Origin of the sequence: Methylobacterium sp. Leaf102, assembly GCF_001422425.1 — a bacterium.
GTDB lineage: Bacteria > Pseudomonadota > Alphaproteobacteria > Rhizobiales > Beijerinckiaceae > Methylobacterium.
Genome location: NZ_LMMX01000012.1, coordinates 348954 through 365379, shown reverse-complemented (window position 1 = coordinate 365379; position 16426 = coordinate 348954). Strand labels below are relative to the sequence as shown.

7 protein-coding genes and 1 pseudogene are annotated in these 16426 nt (G+C 69.4%); 5 read left to right on the top strand and 3 right to left on the bottom strand.

Going from position 1 to position 16426, the window contains the following annotated elements:
- Positions 1 to 70 precede the first annotated feature (70 nt).
- From ASF27_RS09840 to ASF27_RS09825, 4 genes and pseudogenes are all read left to right on the top strand, one after another.
- Complete coding sequence (locus ASF27_RS09840; protein ID WP_056359613.1) at positions 71 to 1441, top strand: MdtA/MuxA family multidrug efflux RND transporter periplasmic adaptor subunit; 1371 nt, start codon at positions 71 to 73, stop codon at positions 1439 to 1441.
- Positions 1442 to 1652: 211 nt separating this feature from the next.
- Positions 1653 to 4778 (top strand): MdtB/MuxB family multidrug efflux RND transporter permease subunit, encoded by a 3126-nt coding sequence (locus ASF27_RS09835; RefSeq protein ID WP_056359610.1) that lies wholly within the window; start codon positions 1653 to 1655, stop codon positions 4776 to 4778.
- Positions 4775 to 8113 (top strand): efflux RND transporter permease subunit, encoded by a 3339-nt coding sequence (locus ASF27_RS09830; RefSeq protein ID WP_056359607.1) that lies wholly within the window; start codon positions 4775 to 4777, stop codon positions 8111 to 8113. The genes ASF27_RS09835 and ASF27_RS09830 overlap by 4 nt, the downstream gene beginning before the upstream one ends.
- A gap of 209 nt (positions 8114 to 8322) precedes the next feature.
- Positions 8323 to 9786: pseudogene (locus ASF27_RS09825) on the top strand (efflux transporter outer membrane subunit); the annotation flags it as partial.
- 107 nt (positions 9787 to 9893) lie between these two features.
- On the opposite strand, the gene ASF27_RS09820 reads toward ASF27_RS09825, so the two are convergent.
- Entirely contained in the window at positions 9894 to 11141 is a 1248-nt protein-coding gene (locus tag ASF27_RS09820; protein WP_056304526.1) for a nucleotide disphospho-sugar-binding domain-containing protein, read from the bottom strand.
- A gap of 574 nt (positions 11142 to 11715) precedes the next feature.
- Here ASF27_RS09820 and dnaE point away from each other — a divergent pair.
- Positions 11716 to 15225, top strand: coding sequence for a DNA polymerase III subunit alpha (gene dnaE, locus ASF27_RS09815; RefSeq protein ID WP_056359603.1), 3510 nt, complete (start codon positions 11716 to 11718; stop codon positions 15223 to 15225).
- On the opposite strand, the gene ASF27_RS09810 is transcribed toward dnaE, so the two are convergent.
- Positions 15207 to 15959: a gamma-glutamylcyclotransferase gene (locus tag ASF27_RS09810; protein ID WP_082478929.1), complete on the bottom strand. Its 753-nt coding sequence runs from the start codon at positions 15957 to 15959 to the stop codon at positions 15207 to 15209. The genes dnaE and ASF27_RS09810 overlap by 19 nt on opposite strands.
- Positions 15960 to 16014: 55 nt before the next feature.
- A complete protein-coding gene (locus ASF27_RS09805; RefSeq protein WP_056359768.1) occupies positions 16015 to 16404 on the bottom strand; it encodes a hypothetical protein in 390 nt (129 codons plus the stop codon).
- Positions 16405 to 16426 lie beyond the last annotated feature (22 nt).

Below are 16426 nucleotides of genomic sequence, written 5' to 3'. Positions count from 1 at the left end.
CGGGCGACGCGTGCTTAGATCCACTCCAGTCTGTCCGCGAGGGCGCCTCGCCCGCCGATGCCGTGACGCCATGAACGAGAATTCGCCGATCCGCACCGAGACCGCGCGGGACTACGCGCCCCCGTCCGAGACCCGCGCCGCGCCGACGCGGGGCGGGCGCGGCTGGCTGTGGTTCGTCCTGCTGCTGATCCTCGCGGGCGGCGGGTATTACGGCTACCGGCACTACCTCGCGCAAAAGCCCGAGGGCACGACGGAGACGGCCGGACCGCGCGGCAAGGGCGGCCGGGGCTCCGGGCGCCATGGCGAGCCGGCCCAGGCGGTCGGCATCGCCACCATCGCGGCCGGCGACGTGCCCATCGTGCTCGGCGGTCTCGGCACGGTGACGCCCCTCGCCAACGTCACCGTGCGCTCGCAGATCAGCGGCTACCTCATGGAGGTGGGGTTTCGCGAAGGCCAGATGGTGAAGAAGGGCGATTTCCTCGCCCAGATCGATTCGCGGATCTACGAAGCCCAGCTCGCCCAGTACCAGGGCCAGCTCATGCGCGATCAGGCCCTGCTGCAGAACTCGAAGCTCGACCTCGCCCGCTTCCAGCGCCTCGCCCAGCAGGATTCGATCTCGAAGCAGAACGTCGACACGCAAGGCGCCCTGGTCAAGCAAAACGAGGGCACGGTGGCGGCCGACCAGGCGCTGGTGGACCAGCAGAAGCTCAACATCACCTACACGCGCATCGTCTCGCCCGTGGCGGGCCGCGTCGGCCTGCGCCAGGTCGATCAGGGCAACTACATCACCGCCGCCTCGACCAGTCTCGTGGTGGTGACCCAGCTCAACCCGATCTCGGTGGTGTTCACCCTGCCCGAGGACGACGTCGCCCAGGTGATGCGCCGGGTGCGCACGGGCGACAGGCTCACGGTCTCGGCCTACGATCGCGGCGACACCACCGTGCTCGCCACCGGCACCCTCGACACCGTGGACAACCAGATCGACACCACCACCGGCACGGTGCGGCTGCGCGCCCTGTTCGACAACACCGACGACGCCCTGTTCCCGAACCAGTTCGTCAACGCCAAGCTGACCGTCGACACCGTGCGGAACGCCCCCATCGTCCCCACCGCCGCAATCCTGCGCGGCACGCCCGGCACCTACGTCTACCTCCTGCAGGGCGACGACAAGGTCGTGGTCCGCCCCATCACCCTGGGCGAGGCCGACGGCGCCCGCACGGTGGTGAAGGCCGGCCTCGGCGTCGGCGACCGGGTCGTGGTCGACGGCACCGACCGGCTTCGCGATGGCGCCCCTGTCCGCATCACCGACGACGGCACCCGTCCGCCCGGTGCCGCCGGTCCGAAGCCCGAGGACGCCAAGGCGGAGGCCGCGAAGGCCGATGCCGTCGCCCCCGAGGGCCAGACGCGTGAACGCCGCCGCCAGCGCCCGGCCGCGCAATGAGGTTGCCCGGCCGCTCGCCACCTCTCGGCCGGTGCGGACCTTCGCCGTTAACTCCGGCGTTCGCCGCCAGCACGGGTCCCCTCTCCTGGAAGGAGAGGGACAGAGTGCGATGTGCGAACGCTCCGGATAAGTCACACACCTCACCCCAGCCCTCTCCTTCCAGGAGAGGGAGTTCCGTCGGCGGCTCCCTCGACGGCGTGGGGCTCGCCCCATGAACCCGTCCCGCCTGTTCATCCTGCGGCCCGTCGCCACCACGCTGTTCATGCTGGCGATCCTGATGGTCGGGATGGTGTCGTACCTGAACCTGCCGGTCTCGGCCCTGCCGTCGGTGGATTACCCGACGATCCAGATCCAGACGTTCTATCCCGGCGCCAGCCCCGAGGTGATGACCTCGGCGGTCACCGCGCCGCTGGAGCGGCAGTTCGGCCAACTCGCCAACCTCAACCAGATGACGTCGCAGAGTTCGGCGGGCGCCTCCGTCGTCACCCTGCAGTTCAGCCTGGACCTGCCCCTCGACATCGCCGAGCAGCAGGTCCAGGCCGCCATCAACGCCGCCGGCAACCTGCTGCCGGCGGATCTCCCGGCCCCGCCGATCTACGCCAAGGTGAACCCCGCCGACGCGCCGATCCTGACGCTCGCGCTCACGTCGAAGACCATGCCGCTCACCGAGGTGCGCGATCTGGCCGAGACGCGCCTCGCCCAGAAGATCTCCCAGGTGGCGGGCGTCGGCCTCGTGAGCACCGGCGGCGGCCAGCGCCCGGCGATCCGGGTGCGGTTCAACGCACGCGCCTTGGCGGCATACGGCCTCAACATCGACGACCTGCGCACCACCATCACCAACCTCAACGTCAACACACCGAAGGGCACCATCGACGGGCCGACCCAGTCCTACGCCATCAACGCCAACGACCAGATCCGCGACCCGAAGGCCTACGACGCGGCGATCATCGCCTACAAGAACGGCGCCCCGGTGCGGCTTTCGGACGTGGCCGACGTGGTCTCGGGGCCGGAGAACACCAAGCTCGGCGCTTGGGCCGACGAGACCCCGGCGGTGATCCTCAACATCCAGCGCCAGCCCGGCGCCAACGTCATCAGCACCGTCGACAAGATCCAGAAGCTCCTGCCCCAGCTCCAGGCGACCCTGCCGGCGGCGATCACCGTCGGCGTGCTGACAGACCGCACGGTGACGATCCGCGCCTCCGTGCACGACGTGCAGGTGGAGCTGGCGCTCGCCATCGGCCTCGTGGTGCTGGTGATCTTCCTGTTCCTGCGAAGCGTCTCCGCCACCCTGATCCCGAGCCTGTCGGTGCCGCTCTCCCTCATCGGCTCCCTGGCGATCATGGACCTGTACGGCTTCTCGCTCGACAACCTCTCCCTCATGGCGCTCACCATCGCGACGGGCTTCGTCGTCGACGACGCCATCGTGGTCATCGAGAACATCGCCCGCCACGTGGAGGAGGGCGACCCGCCCCTCGAAGCGGCCCTCAAGGGCAGCCGCGAGATCGGTTTCACCATCATCTCGCTGACCGTCTCGCTCATCGCCGTCCTCATCCCGCTCCTGTTCATGGGCGACGTTGTCGGGCGCCTGTTTCACGAATTCGCCATCACGCTCGCGGCCACCATCGTGATCTCGGCCGTGGTCTCGCTGACCCTCGTACCGATGCTGTGCGCGCGCCTGCTGAAGCCCGTGCCGGCCGGGCACGCCAAGCGCCGCGAGGGGTTCGTCGCCCGCACGGCCCGCCGGTCCATGGACGGTATCATCGCCGGCTACGGCCGGATGCTGCGCGTGATCCTGCGCCACCAGGGCCTGACCCTGGTGGTGACCCTCGCGACGGTGGCGCTCACCGCCTACCTGTTCGTGGTGATCCCCAAGGGGTTCTTCCCCGTGCAGGACACGGGCGTCGTCCAGGGCATCACCCAGGCCGACCAGACCGTCTCGTACGCCGCCATGGCCGAGCGCCAGCAGAAGCTGGCCGCCCTCATCCTGCAGGACCCAGACGTGGCCAGCCTGTCGTCGTTCATCGGCGTCGACGGCCAGAACGTCACCCTGAATTCGGGCCGGTTCCTCATCAACCTCAAGGCCCACGCCGCGCGGACATCCACGGCGAGCCAGGTCATCGAACGGATCAAGGCCGCGACCACGGGGGTCGCCGGCATCCGGCTCTACCTGCAATCGGTGCAGGACCTCACCATCGACACGGCGGTGAGCGCGACGCAGTATCAGGTGATCCTCGAGAACCCGAACCTCACGGAGTTCGAGACCTGGGTGCCGCGCTTCGTGCGCCAGCTCCAGACGTCGCCCCTGCTCATGGATGTCGCGAGCGACCTCCAGGCCAGCGGTCTCGCCGCCTACATCACCATCGACCGGGCGACGGCGGGGCGCTACGGCATCACCCCGGCCACCGTCGACAACGCCCTCTACGACGCCTTCGGCCAGCGCATCATCTCGACGATCTTCACCCAGTCGAACCAGTACCGGGTGATCCTCGAAGCCGACCCGGCCCTGCACAGGACCATCGAGAGCCTGGACCACATCTTCCTGCCGTCCTCCACGGTGGCCTCGGGGCAGGTCCCGCTCTCGGCGGTCGCCCGGGTGAGCGAGCGGCGGGCGCCGCTGCTCATCTCCCATCTCGGCCAGTTCCCGGCCACCACCGTGTCGTTCAATCTCGCGCCCGGCGCGGCTTTGGGCGACGCCGTGGCGGCGGTGGAGGCGGCGGGCAAGGCCATCGACCTGCCGCCGAGTTTTCGCGTGGTGCCGCAGGGCTCGGTCTTCGCGTTCCAGTCGGCCCTGTCGAACCAGCTGTTCCTGGTGATCGCCGCCATCGTCACCGTCTACATCGTGCTCGGCGTGCTCTACGAGAGCTTCATCCACCCGATCACGATTCTGTCGACGCTGCCCTCCGCCGGCATCGGGGCGCTCCTGGGGTTGATGCTGTTCGGGCTGTCGCTCGACATCATCGCGGTCATCGGCATCGTGCTCCTCATCGGCATCGTGAAGAAGAACGCCATCATGATGATCGACTTCGCGCTCCAGGCCGAGCGCGAGGACGGGATGAGCCCCCGCGACGCCATCTACGAGGCCTGCCTCCTGCGCTTCCGGCCGATCCTGATGACGACCCTGGCTGCCCTGTTCGCGGCGGTACCGCTCATCGTCGGCACGGGGGTGGGCGCCGAACTGCGCCAGCCCCTCGGCATCGTCATCGCGGGCGGCCTCATCGTCTCCCAGGTCCTGACCCTGTTCACCACGCCGGTGATCTACCTCGCGTTCGACCGCCTGGAACGCCGCCTCACCGGCCGCCGCGAAGGCGGCGCCGGCCCCGTCGAGGCGCTGCCGTGAACGTCTCCGCCCCGTTCATCCGCCGGCCCGTCGCCACGATCCTGCTCACCCTCGGCGTGCTGCTCGCCGGGATGTTCGCGTTCCTGAAGCTGCCGGTGGCGCCCCTGCCGCAGGTGGATTTCCCCGTGATCCTCGTCCAGGCGTCGATGCCGGGGGCCAGCCCCGAGACCATGGCGACCACCGTGGCCGCGCCCCTCGAACGGCGCCTCGGCGCCATCGCGGACGTCAACGAGATGACGTCCACGAGTTCCGTCGGCTCGGTCAGGATCATCCTGCTGTTCGGCCTCAACCGGAACATCGACGGGGCCGCCCGCGACGTCCAGGCGGCCATCAACGCGGCCCGGGCCGACCTGCCGACGGCGCTGCGCCAGAACCCGACCTACCGCAAGTTCAACCCGGCCGATTCGCCGATCCTGATCCTGGCGCTGACCTCGAACACCCTGTCGCCGGGCCAGCTGTACGATTCTGCCGCCACGGTGGTGCAGCAGAAGATGTCCCAGCTGCCCGGGGTCGGCAACGTCGACATCGGCGGCGCGTCGCTGCCGGCGGTGCGGGTCGAGCTCGATCCCACCGCCCTATTCAATTACGGCATCGGCCTCGAGGGCATCCGCGCGGCGCTGGCCTCGGCCAACGCCAATTCGCCCAAGGGCGCCATCGAGACCGACACCCGGCGCTACCAGCTCTACGCCAACGACCAGGGCCGGGTGGCGGCCGATTACCGCGACATCGTCGTGGCCTATCGCAACGGCGCCGCCGTGCGCCTGACCGATGTCGGCAAGGTCGTGGATTCCGTGGAGGACAAGCGCAACCTCGGTCTCGTCAACGGCAAGCCGGGCGTGATCCTGTTCATCTACAAGCAGCCCGGCTCCAACGTCGTCGACACCATCAACGGCCTGAAGAAGGCGATTCCCCAGGTCCAGGCGGCGCTGCCCGGCGACATCGACCTCATGGTGACGGGCGACCGCAGCGCCACCATCCGGGCGTCGCTCGCCGAGACCGAGGAGACCCTGCTCATCGCCGTGGTGCTGGTGATCTTCGTGGTCTTCGTCTTCCTGCGCTCGGGCCGCGCGACCCTGATCCCGGCGGTCGCCGTGCCGATCTCCATCGTCGGCACCTTCTCGGCCATGTACCTGCTGGATTACAGCCTCAACATCCTCTCGCTCATGGCGCTCATCATCGCCACGGGCTTCGTCGTCGACGACGCCATCGTGGTGCTGGAGAACATCCAGCGCCACATCGAGCAGGGCAAGGCGCGGGTGGAGGCTTCACTCTTGGGCGCCCGCGAGGTCGGCTTCACCGTCATCTCCATGAGCCTGTCCCTGGTGGCGGTGTTCCTGCCGATCCTGCTCATGGGCGGCATCGTCGGGCGCCTGTTCCAGGAATTCGCCGTCACCCTGTCGCTGGCGATCCTCATCTCCCTGGTGCTGTCGCTGACCACCACGCCGATGATGTGCGCGCTGCTCCTCAAGCCCCAGACGCACGACCCGGCGCGCCGGCCGAATGTCTTCCTGCGCGGCCTGGAGGCCGGGTTCGACGGCATGCTCGCCGCCTACGAGCGCACCTTGCGCATCGCCCTGCGCCACCGCCGCCTCGTGGTGCTCAGCCTCGTCGCCACGGTGGGCCTCAACGTCTACCTCTACGTCATCGTGCCGAAGGGCTTCTTTCCCGAACAGGACACGGGTCAGATGATGGGCGGCATCCAGGCCGACCAGCGCATCTCGTTCCAGGCGATGAAGCAGAAGCTCGAACAGGCAACCGCCATCGTGCAGGCCGACCCGGCGGTGGACAGCGTCGTCGGCTTCACCGGCGGGCGCGCCACCAACTCGGCCAACGTCTTCGTCGGCCTGAAGCCCAAGGCCGAGCGCGACCCCATCGAGAAGGTGATGACCCGCCTGCGGCCCAAGCTCTCGCAGGTGGCGGGGGCGCGGCTCTACCTGTTCCCACGCCAGGACCTGCGCATGGGCGGGCGCCAGAGCTTCGCCACCTACCAGTACACCCTCCAGGGCGACACGGCGGAAGAGCTCTACGCCGCCGCCCCGAAGCTGCTCCAGGCCCTGCAGAAGGACCCGACCTTCGTCGACGTGTCCTCGGACCAGCAGGAGGGCGGCCTCGAGACCCGCCTCGTCATCGACCGGGCCACCGCGTTCCGCTACGGCCTGACGCCGGACAAGATCGACAACACCCTCTACGACGCCTTCGGCCAGCGCCAGGTCTCGACGATCTACAACCCGCTCAACCAGTACCACGTCGTCATGGAGATCGCCCCGCGCTACCTCCAGAGTCCCGACACCCTGAAGACGCTGTTCGTCTCGACGTCCGGCGGCAAGGCGCGGGGCTCGGCCACCACCAACGCGGTGGCCGGCACCGTGGCGACGGGCGGAACTGTGAACACCAATCCGGCCGGCAATGCCGGCCCGAGCGGCACCGCCGCCGTGACGGACCCGGCCGCCGCCCTCGCGGGGGATTCGGCCCGCAACGCCGCCGCCAACGCCATCGCGGGCGGCAAGGGCGGCGCCTCGTCGAGCGCCCCGGTCTCCTCCGCCAAGGAGACGATGATCCCGCTCTCGGCCTTCGCCCATATCGAGACCGGCAACGCCCCCGTGCAGGTGAGCCACCAGGGCCTGTTCGTCGCCACCACGATCTCGTTCAACCTGGCCCCCGGAAAAAGCCTGTCGGACGCGACCCGGATCATCGAGCAGACCATGACGGACCTGCGCCTGCCCGCCACCATCCACGGCGAGTTCGCCGGCGGCGCCAAGAGCTTCCAGGAATCCTCGTCGCGCCAGCCCCTGCTGATCCTCGCCGCCCTGGTCGCCGTCTACACCATCCTGGGAATCCTCTACGAGAGCTTCATCCACCCGCTCACCATCCTGTCGACCCTGCCGTCTGCCGGCATCGGCGCCCTGCTGGCGCTCCTGGTCTCGGGCACCGAATTCACGGTCATCGCCCTCATTGCGGTGTTCCTGCTCATCGGCATCGTGAAGAAGAACGCCATCATGATGATCGACTTCGCCCTCGACGCGGAGCGGACGCGCGGCCTGAAACCCCGGGACGCGATCTTCGAGGCCTGCCTCTTGCGCTTCCGCCCGATCATGATGACAACCCTGGCCGCCATGCTCGGCGCGCTCCCCCTCATCCTCGCGGGCGGGGAGGGCTCGGAGCTGCGCCGCCCCCTCGGCATCGCCATCGTCGGCGGCCTCATCGTGAGCCAGATCCTGACCCTCTACACCACCCCCGTCGTCTACCTCTACCTCGACCGCCTGCGCCGGCGCGGGCCTGCGCTCGACGCGGTTCCCGGCGCGGTTCCTGGCGCGGTTCCTGGCGCCGCCGAATGAGCGTGGGTAGTTTGGTGGATCGTCGCGCGCGCAGTGACGTCACGTTCCGATGCGACAGCGGGCCGATGCATTCCGAAGGTGGCGCGGGTCCCCTCTCCTGGAAGGAGAGGGACAGGGTGAGGTGTGTGGACTCTCCGAATAGGTCCCACACCTCACCCCAACCCTCTCCTTCCAGGAGAGGGAGCCCGTCGCATCTCGTCGCCCTCGTCGCCCTCGCGGCGTCGGTCTCCGGCTGCATGGTCGGCCCCGACTATTCCCGTCCCTCCGTCGAGACGCCGCTTGCCTTCAAGGAGGGCGGGGCCCGCGAGGACAGTGCGGCCTATGTCGCGAGCCGCAAGGGGTGGCGCCCGGCCGCCCCCAACGACGGGGCCGAGCGCGGCGACTGGTGGCGGGTTTTTCGGGATCCGGCCCTCGACCGGCTGATCCGCCTCGTCGACGTCGACAACCAATCCCTGCGCGCCCAGGTCGCCGCCTACGAGCAGGCGCGCGGTTTCGTCGCCCAGGCCCGCGCCGCCCTGTTTCCCACGGTGATCGGCGCGCCGAACATCACCCGCTCGCGGGTCGGGGGCTCGGAGCGCACCACCGTCTCGCTCCAGGGGCAGGCGAGCTGGGAGCTCGACCTGTTCGGCCGCATCCGGCGCAACCTCGAGAGCGAGGTCGCCACCGCCCAGGCGAGCGCGGCGGATCTGGCCCTGGTGCGCCTCACCATCCAGTCCGAGGTCGCGAACAACTATTTGAGCCTCAGATATCAGGACTCGCTCCAGCGGGTGTTCGACGAGAACATCGCGGGCTTCAAGAAGAGTCTGGCCATCACCGAGAACCAGTACGCGGCGGGTGTGGCCGCGCGGTCCGACGTGATCACCGCCCAGACCCTGTTGCAGACGACGCAGGCCCAGGCCATCGCCATCGGCCTGCAGCGGGCGATCTTCGAGCACGCCCTGGCGACCCTCGTCGGGCGCCCGCCCGCCGAACTGTCCCTGCCCGTCGCGCCGCTCGCCGTGCACCCGCCCGCCGTGCCGGTGGGCATTCCGTCGGCCCTGCTGGAGCGCCGCCCCGATGTCGCCCAGGCCGAGCGGACCGTGCAGGCCCAGAGCGAGCTCATCGGCGTCGCCGTGGCGGCGTTCTACCCCACGCTCACCCTCTCGGCCTCGGGCGGGGTCTCGGGCCTGACGTCGAACGGCGTGTTCTCGGCCGCCAACCAGGTCTGGTCGGTCGCTGCGGCCGGCACGGAGGTGTTCTACGACGGCGGCGCCCGCGCGGCGGCGCTCCGCATCACCCGCGCGGCCTACGACGCGGCGGTGGCGAATTACCGCCAGACCGTGCTCACCGCCTTCGGGGAGGTCGAGAACGGGCTCTCGGGCGTGCGCATCCTCGCCCGCCAGCAGGCGGCGCAGGACGAGGCCGTGGCCTCGGCCCGGCGCGGTGTCGAGATCACCCTCAACGAGTACCGGGCGGGCACGCAGAACTACACCACGGTGGTGACGGCCCAGTCCATCGCCCTGAACAACGAGATCAACGCCCTGCAGATCCGCCTCAACCGCTTCACCACCGCCGTCGCCCTCATCCGGGCACTCGGCGGCGGCTGGGACGTGCGCAGCCTGCCCACCGGCGACGAACTCAAGGGCACCCGCCTGCCCATCGATTCCGGACAGGCCTTGCGAACGGACGAGTGAGACTGTTTTCCGGATGATCCTTACGGAGACAGTCTCAGGCAGCCCGCGCGGCGCCTGAGCGAAGCCCAGATCCGCATCGCGAAGCAATCGACCGGAACTGGTATGACTCAGCGGGCGATCAGGCGCTCGATCTCGTCGCAGGCGGCCGATACGCCGTCCTCCCGGGTCATGCGCATGCGCGTCTCGGCGCAGGCCTGCGCCACGGTCTCGGAGGCCAGAAGACGGTTGAGGGCCTGGGCGGCCCGGCCTGGGGTGAACCAACGCCGGCCGAGCATGGCGCCGACGCCGAGGCGCTGGAGGCGCTGGCCTTCGTCGAAATGGTCGAACGCCACCGGGACCACGAGCTGCGGGATGCCGGCGGCCAGGGCCTGGGCGACGGTGCCGATGCCGCCGTGGTGGATCAGGGCGGCGGCGCGCGGAAGCAGCACGCTCAAGGGCGCGTAGGGGACATGGATGACGCCCTCCGGCAGATCCGTGGGCATCTGACCGGACTCCGGCGCCAGCATCACGCCACGGCGGCCCATGGTCCGACACAGGGCGCAGGCCGTCCGGAAGAAGGCTTGGCCGTGACGCATCGCCGACCCGTAGGTGAACACCAGGGGTGGTGGCCCTGCCGCGAGGAACTCGCTCAGCTCCGAGCTCAGGGAAGGGGTATCGCCGAGACGATCGACCAGGGGAAAGCCGACCTGCGCGGCCTGGGCCGGCCAATCCGCCTGGGGGGCGGTGAACCACTCCGGAAACATCAGGAGGATCCGTGTCGGGCTGTTCCACCAGTGCCGCAGGCGGCGCACGGGCGCGAGATCGAGGCGCTCGCGCAGGGCGTTGAGTTGGGGCAGGGCGGCCGGGCCGATCACGTAGCGGTCGGCGCCCCGGCCGAGCCAGTGCCGTAGGCGGGACGGCAGCAGGTGGGCGAGGGGGATGCCCGGCAGAACCGGCGCGGCGTGCCGGCTCTCCACCAGCAGGGGCATGACATGCACGGTCACGACGGGCAGGCCGAGCTTGTCCTGCGCCACGCGGGCGCCCAGGCCGAGGGTCGAGGCGACCACGAGGGTCTCGCCTGGTGCGCTGGTACGGGCCAGCCAGTCGTAGGTCTGCTCCGTCGTCGGGGCGAGCTGGTCGAACAGGACGAAGGCCCCCCGCCTCGGATGCCACAAGTCCGGCACCGCGACGGTCCGCTCGTAATCGGCGCGCGTGCCGAGAGCGTGGAACGGCAGGTGAGCGCGGGCCGCCAGCTGCGCGAAGGGGGCGGGCGCCGCCAGAACCGCGGCATGCCCGCGTCGCACCAGTTCGGCCCCGAGGCCGATGAAGGGAAGGACGTCGCCGTGTGAGCCGACGGCCACCAACTTGATTTGCATGTTCGGTCTGTGATGCGGAGTCCGGGTGTCCCGCTCACATAGGTAGAGGGTTCGTGTTCGCCATCCTGCGGTTGTGATTCGGGCCTTGGCGGTGACTGGCCGCCCTGCAACGATGTGCGGAATCTTATGGGGTCGAAGCGTTGTCGCAGCAGGGACGATGCGATGGATCTTCAGTAGAACATGCGGCTTTGCCTGCTGTCCGCGTCATGTTGGCAGGATCGTCCATGCAGCGGCATGCGAATCCGCCGTGAAATCATGCAGCCGGCCCGGGCTTCACATTTCGTTGACTCTGCCGACCGCGAGACGGCCTTTTCGCTTTACATAGAACAAAACAGGAACAAAATGGGAGAGCTCAACGAAAGGCGCTTCCCATGCTCAAGCGGATGATCCTCACCGGCGCGGTCGAATTCATGGCCTTCGGTCTCCTTGCGGTTTCGGTCGCCGCTTGGGCTGTCGCATTGGCGCCGTTGCGATAGCGTTGCCGACGCATCACGGATGGCGGCCTTCCACAGCCAAACGATCCGCTCCGCGCATTCTTGATGGATCGTTCACCACGAGTCGGGCTGTTGGGAGCATGGCGCGCATCCTCAAAGATCCCGGCTTCGTCCACCTCCACGTCCACTCGTCGTTCTCGCTCCTCGAAGGGGCGCTGAAGGTCGGGGACATCGTCAAGGCGGCGGCGGCCGACCGGCAGCCGGCCCTGGCGCTCACCGACACCAACAACCTGTTCGGGGCCCTGGAATTCTCCGAGAAGGCCTCCGGATCGGGGATTCAGCCCATCGCCGGCCTGCAGGTGACGGTGGCCTTCGAGACGCCCGATCCCATGGCGCGGGTGGTTCAGGGGCAGGCCGGCTGCGCCAACGTGGTGGTCCTGGCCCAGGACGAGGCCGGTTACGCGAACCTCCTGCGGCTGGCGAGCCGCGCCTACTTCGACGGCGCCCTCGGCGATGCCCCCCGGGTGAGCGCCGCCGGGCTGGCCGAATGCGCCGGCGGGCTCATCGCCCTCACGGGCGGGACCACCGGACCCCTCGACGGGGCGTTGCGCCAGGGCCGGGCCGAGCTCGCCGCCGCGCGTCTCGCCAAGCTCAAGGCGGCCTTCGGCGAGAGCAACCTCTACGTCGAGATCCTGCGCCACGGCCTGTCCGACGAACGGGCCATCGAGCGCGAGCTGCTCCGGCTTGCCGATGCCAACGGCCTGTCCATCGTGGCCACCAACGAACCGTTCTTCGCGCGTACCGGCGATTACGACGCCCACGACGCGCTGCTCGCCATCGCGGACGGACGCCTCGTCTCCGACGAGCGCCGGCGCAAGCTCACCCCGCGGCACGCTTTCACCACGCGCGCGCAGATGGCCGAGCTGTTTGTCGATCTGCCGGACGCCCTGAACGCCACGGTCGAGATCGCCATGCGCTGCGCCTACCGCGTGCGCACGCGCAAGCCCATCCTGCCGAACTTCGCCCGTGTCACCGCCGACGCCGTCGCCGGCGAGGCCCCCGGTGCAGCCGGGGCGGAGGTGGTGAGATCCGAGCCGGAGGAGCTGCGCGCGCAGGCCATCGCCGGCCTCGACCTGCGCCTCGCACAGCACGGCACGGCGCCGGGCATGAGCGAGCAGGTCTATCGCGACCGCCTCGCCTTCGAGCTCGACGTCATCGTCGGCATGAAGTTTCCCGGCTACTTCCTCATCGTGTCGGACTTCATCAAGTGGGCCAAGGACCACGACATTCCGGTCGGCCCGGGCCGTGGCTCGGGTGCCGGATCCCTGGTGGCGTGGTCGCTCCTCATCACCGACCTCGACCCGCTTCGCTTCGGCCTGCTGTTCGAGCGCTTCCTCAACCCCGAGCGCGTCTCGATGCCGGATTTCGACATCGACTTCTGCGTCGACGGCCGCGAGCGGGTGATCCAGTACGTGCAGGATCGCTACGGCCACGAGCAGGTCGCGCAGATCATCACCTTCGGTACCCTGCAGGCGCGCGGCGTGCTGCGCGACGTCGGCCGCGTCCTGGAGATGCCCTACGGGCAGGTGGACAAGCTCACGAAGCTGGTGCCGCAGAACCCGGCCAACCCCGTGACCCTGACCCAGGCCATCGAGGGCGAGCCCAAGCTCCAGGCGGCCATGGAGGAGGAGCCCATCGTGGCCCGCCTCATGGAGATCGCCAAGAAGCTGGAGGGCCTGCACCGCCACGCCTCGACCCACGCCGCCGGCGTGGTCATCGGCGACCGGCCCCTCGAACAGCTCGTCCCCCTCTACCGCGATCCGAAGACCGGCATGCGGGTGACCCAGTTCAACATGAAGTGGGTCGAGGCCGCCGGCCTGGTGAAGTTCGACTTCTTGGGTCTGAAGACCCTGACCCTGCTGCGCTACTGCACCGACCTGCTGGCCAAGCGCGGCATCATCGTCGATCTCGCCTCGCTGCCCCTGGACAACGAGGCGACCTACCTGCCGATGAAGCGCGGCGAGACGGTGGGCGTGTTCCAGGTGGAATCCGCCGGCATGCGCAAGGCGCTCGTCGAGATGCAGGCCGACCGGTTCGAGGACATCATCGCCCTCGTGGCCCTCTACCGCCCCGGCCCCATGGCCAACATCCCGGTCTATTGCGAGCGCAAGCTCGGGCGCGACGCCGGCAACGAGGCGAGCTGGTATCCGCACGCAAAGCTGGAGCCGATCCTGCGCGAGACCTTCGGCATCATCGTCTACCAGGAACAGGTGATGGAGGTGGCCAAGGTGCTGGCCGGGTACTCGCTCGGCGAGGCCGACATGCTGCGCCGCGCCATGGGCAAGAAGATCAAGGCCGAGATGGACGCCCAGCGCGACCGCTTCGTGAAGGGCTGCATCGAGCGCGAGCTCACCAAGGCCAAGGCCGACGAGATCTTCGACCTGCTGGCGAAGTTCGCCGATTACGGCTTCAACAAATCACACGCCGCCGCCTACGCCCTGCTGACCTATCAGACCGCCTACCTGAAGGCGAACCACCCCGTCGAGTTCCTGGCCGCCGCCATGCAGCTCGACATCGACGTGACCGACAAGCTCGCCGAGTTCCGCCAGGACGCCCAGCGCCTCAGGATCGTCGTCGAGCCGCCCTCCATCAACACGTCGGGGGTCAACTTCGAGGTCAAGGACGGCCGCATCGTCTACGCCCTGTCGGCCATCAAGGGCGTGGGCCGCGGCGCCGTCGAATCCATCGTGGAGACCCGGGGGGAGACGCCCTTCCGGGACCTCGCGTGCCTGGCGCGCCGCCTCAACCCGCGCATGATCAACAAGCGCACCCTGGAGAACCTCGTGGCGGCCGGGGCCATGGACACCATCGAGCCGGACCGGGCGCGGGCCTGCGCGGCCATCGAGCCGATGATGAAGCTCGCCCAAGGGGCCGCCGAGGCCGAGAGCACCGGCATCGCCGACATGTTCGGCGGCGTCACCGCGGCCGACGTGACCCTGCGCATCCCGGCCTACGAGGGCTGGCCGATGGCCGACAAGCTCAAGAAGGAATACGACGCCATCGGCTTCTTCCTCTCGGGCCACCCCCTCGACGAGTACGGCGATCTGCTGGGCAAGCTCCGGGTGCAGACCTGGGCCGAGTTCTGCAAGGCGGTGCGGGCCGGCACCACCAGCGTCGGCCGGGTCGCCGCCTCCGTCCTCGACCGGTCCGAGCGCCGGACCAAGACCGGCAACAAGCTCGGCATCGTCATCCTGTCCGACCAGACCGGGCATTTCGAGGCGATCATCTTCTCCGAAGGCCTCGGCCAGTATCGCGAGATCCTGGAGCCCGGACGTCCCCTCGTGCTGCAGATCCAGGCCAACCTGGAGGGCGAGGACGTGCGCGCCCGCATCGTCACCGCCGAACCCCTCGACGTGGCGGTGGCCCGCCACCAGAAGGGCATGCGCATCTATCTCCGCGACGAGCGCTCCATCGCGCCCGTCCAGCAGCGCCTGCAGGTGCGGGGCGAGGGCGAGGTCTCGCTGATCCTCCTCCTCGACAACGGCGACCGCGAGGTCGAGGTGAAGCTGCAGGGCAAGTATCAGGCGACGCCTCAGATCGCGGGCGCGCTCCGGGCCGTGCCGGGGGTGGTTCAGGTGGAGGTGAACTGAGGCGACGGGCTTGCCGCCGGCCTGCTCGGCGCTTGGGGCGCCCCGTCGGCCCGCGCCATGGCATCCAACCGTTCGGCCACCAACGCCTGCAAGGTCCACAGGTGCTCGTCCAGGATCCCCTCCCGCGCGCAGGCCTCGGCGGTGCGGAACAGGTACTCGGCACTCGGCCCGAGATGCCCGGCCCCCGTGGCGATGCGGTCGGCGATCTCGGGCTCCGTCAGGCGGCCGGTGTAGCGGTCGCTGGCGCAGTTGACGACGAAGGTCAGGGCGGTGACCGGGCCGTCGGCGGTCTCCACCACCACCCAACGGGAGGCGTAGCCGTTGCCGCGCATCTCCCGGCGCCAGACCGGCAGCAGGGTGACGTGCGGATCGTCCCCCGCGAGCCGGAACGCGACGCCCCGGCACAGGCCGCCGCGATCGAGGGCCAGGACGAGGCCCGGCCGCTCCGTGCTCCCGCGGAACCGCCGCTGCAGCAGGCAGAACCGACGGTGATAGCCCCGCACCGTTCCGGTGCGCCGCTCGGTGAAGGTGAATTCCGGCTGCCAGATCAGGGAGCCGTAACCGAACACCCACAGGCCCTCCGCGCCGGACGGTCGCCGGGTGAGCGCCTGGGCGAGGCCGGGTTCGAGTTCGTCGTCGGTGAGGAGGGTGAGGGCGCCCGGGTCGTCGCGGACGGGATCGGGATGGGCGCGGGCGATGAGGTCGAGGCTGAGGCTCAACGGGCGTTTCGGCATGCCCCAGGGTCTCATCCCCTCACCGCGGGAGCAAGCCCGGGCCTATCCCGATGGATCAGGCGGGATTGCCGAGGGTCTCGAGTTCCGGAAACGGCTCCGTGCGGTGCCCGTTGCAGATCTCCTCATCGTCGGACACCACGCCGAGCACGCCGCCCGTGTCCCGGATCACGGCCTTCGCCCGCTCGCCCTTGCCGAACGTCCGGCCCTTCATCCGCGTGGAGACGCAGTAGAGGGTGCGCCCGCCATCCTCGAACGGACCTGAGATGCGGCTGTGCTCGAACCGTATGGGGATCACCGACACGGAGCCGAAATCCACCTGCGCCAGGGCGAGGGCGGCGATGCGGGTGCGGAGCGTCGCGCCGGGGGAGGGGGCCGGGGCGCGGGGCGTGCAGGCCGGGAGCGCGCAGGCCACACCAAGGAGCAGGAGCCGAGCCGGACCACCCATCGCCATCTCCGCTCGCCTCGGC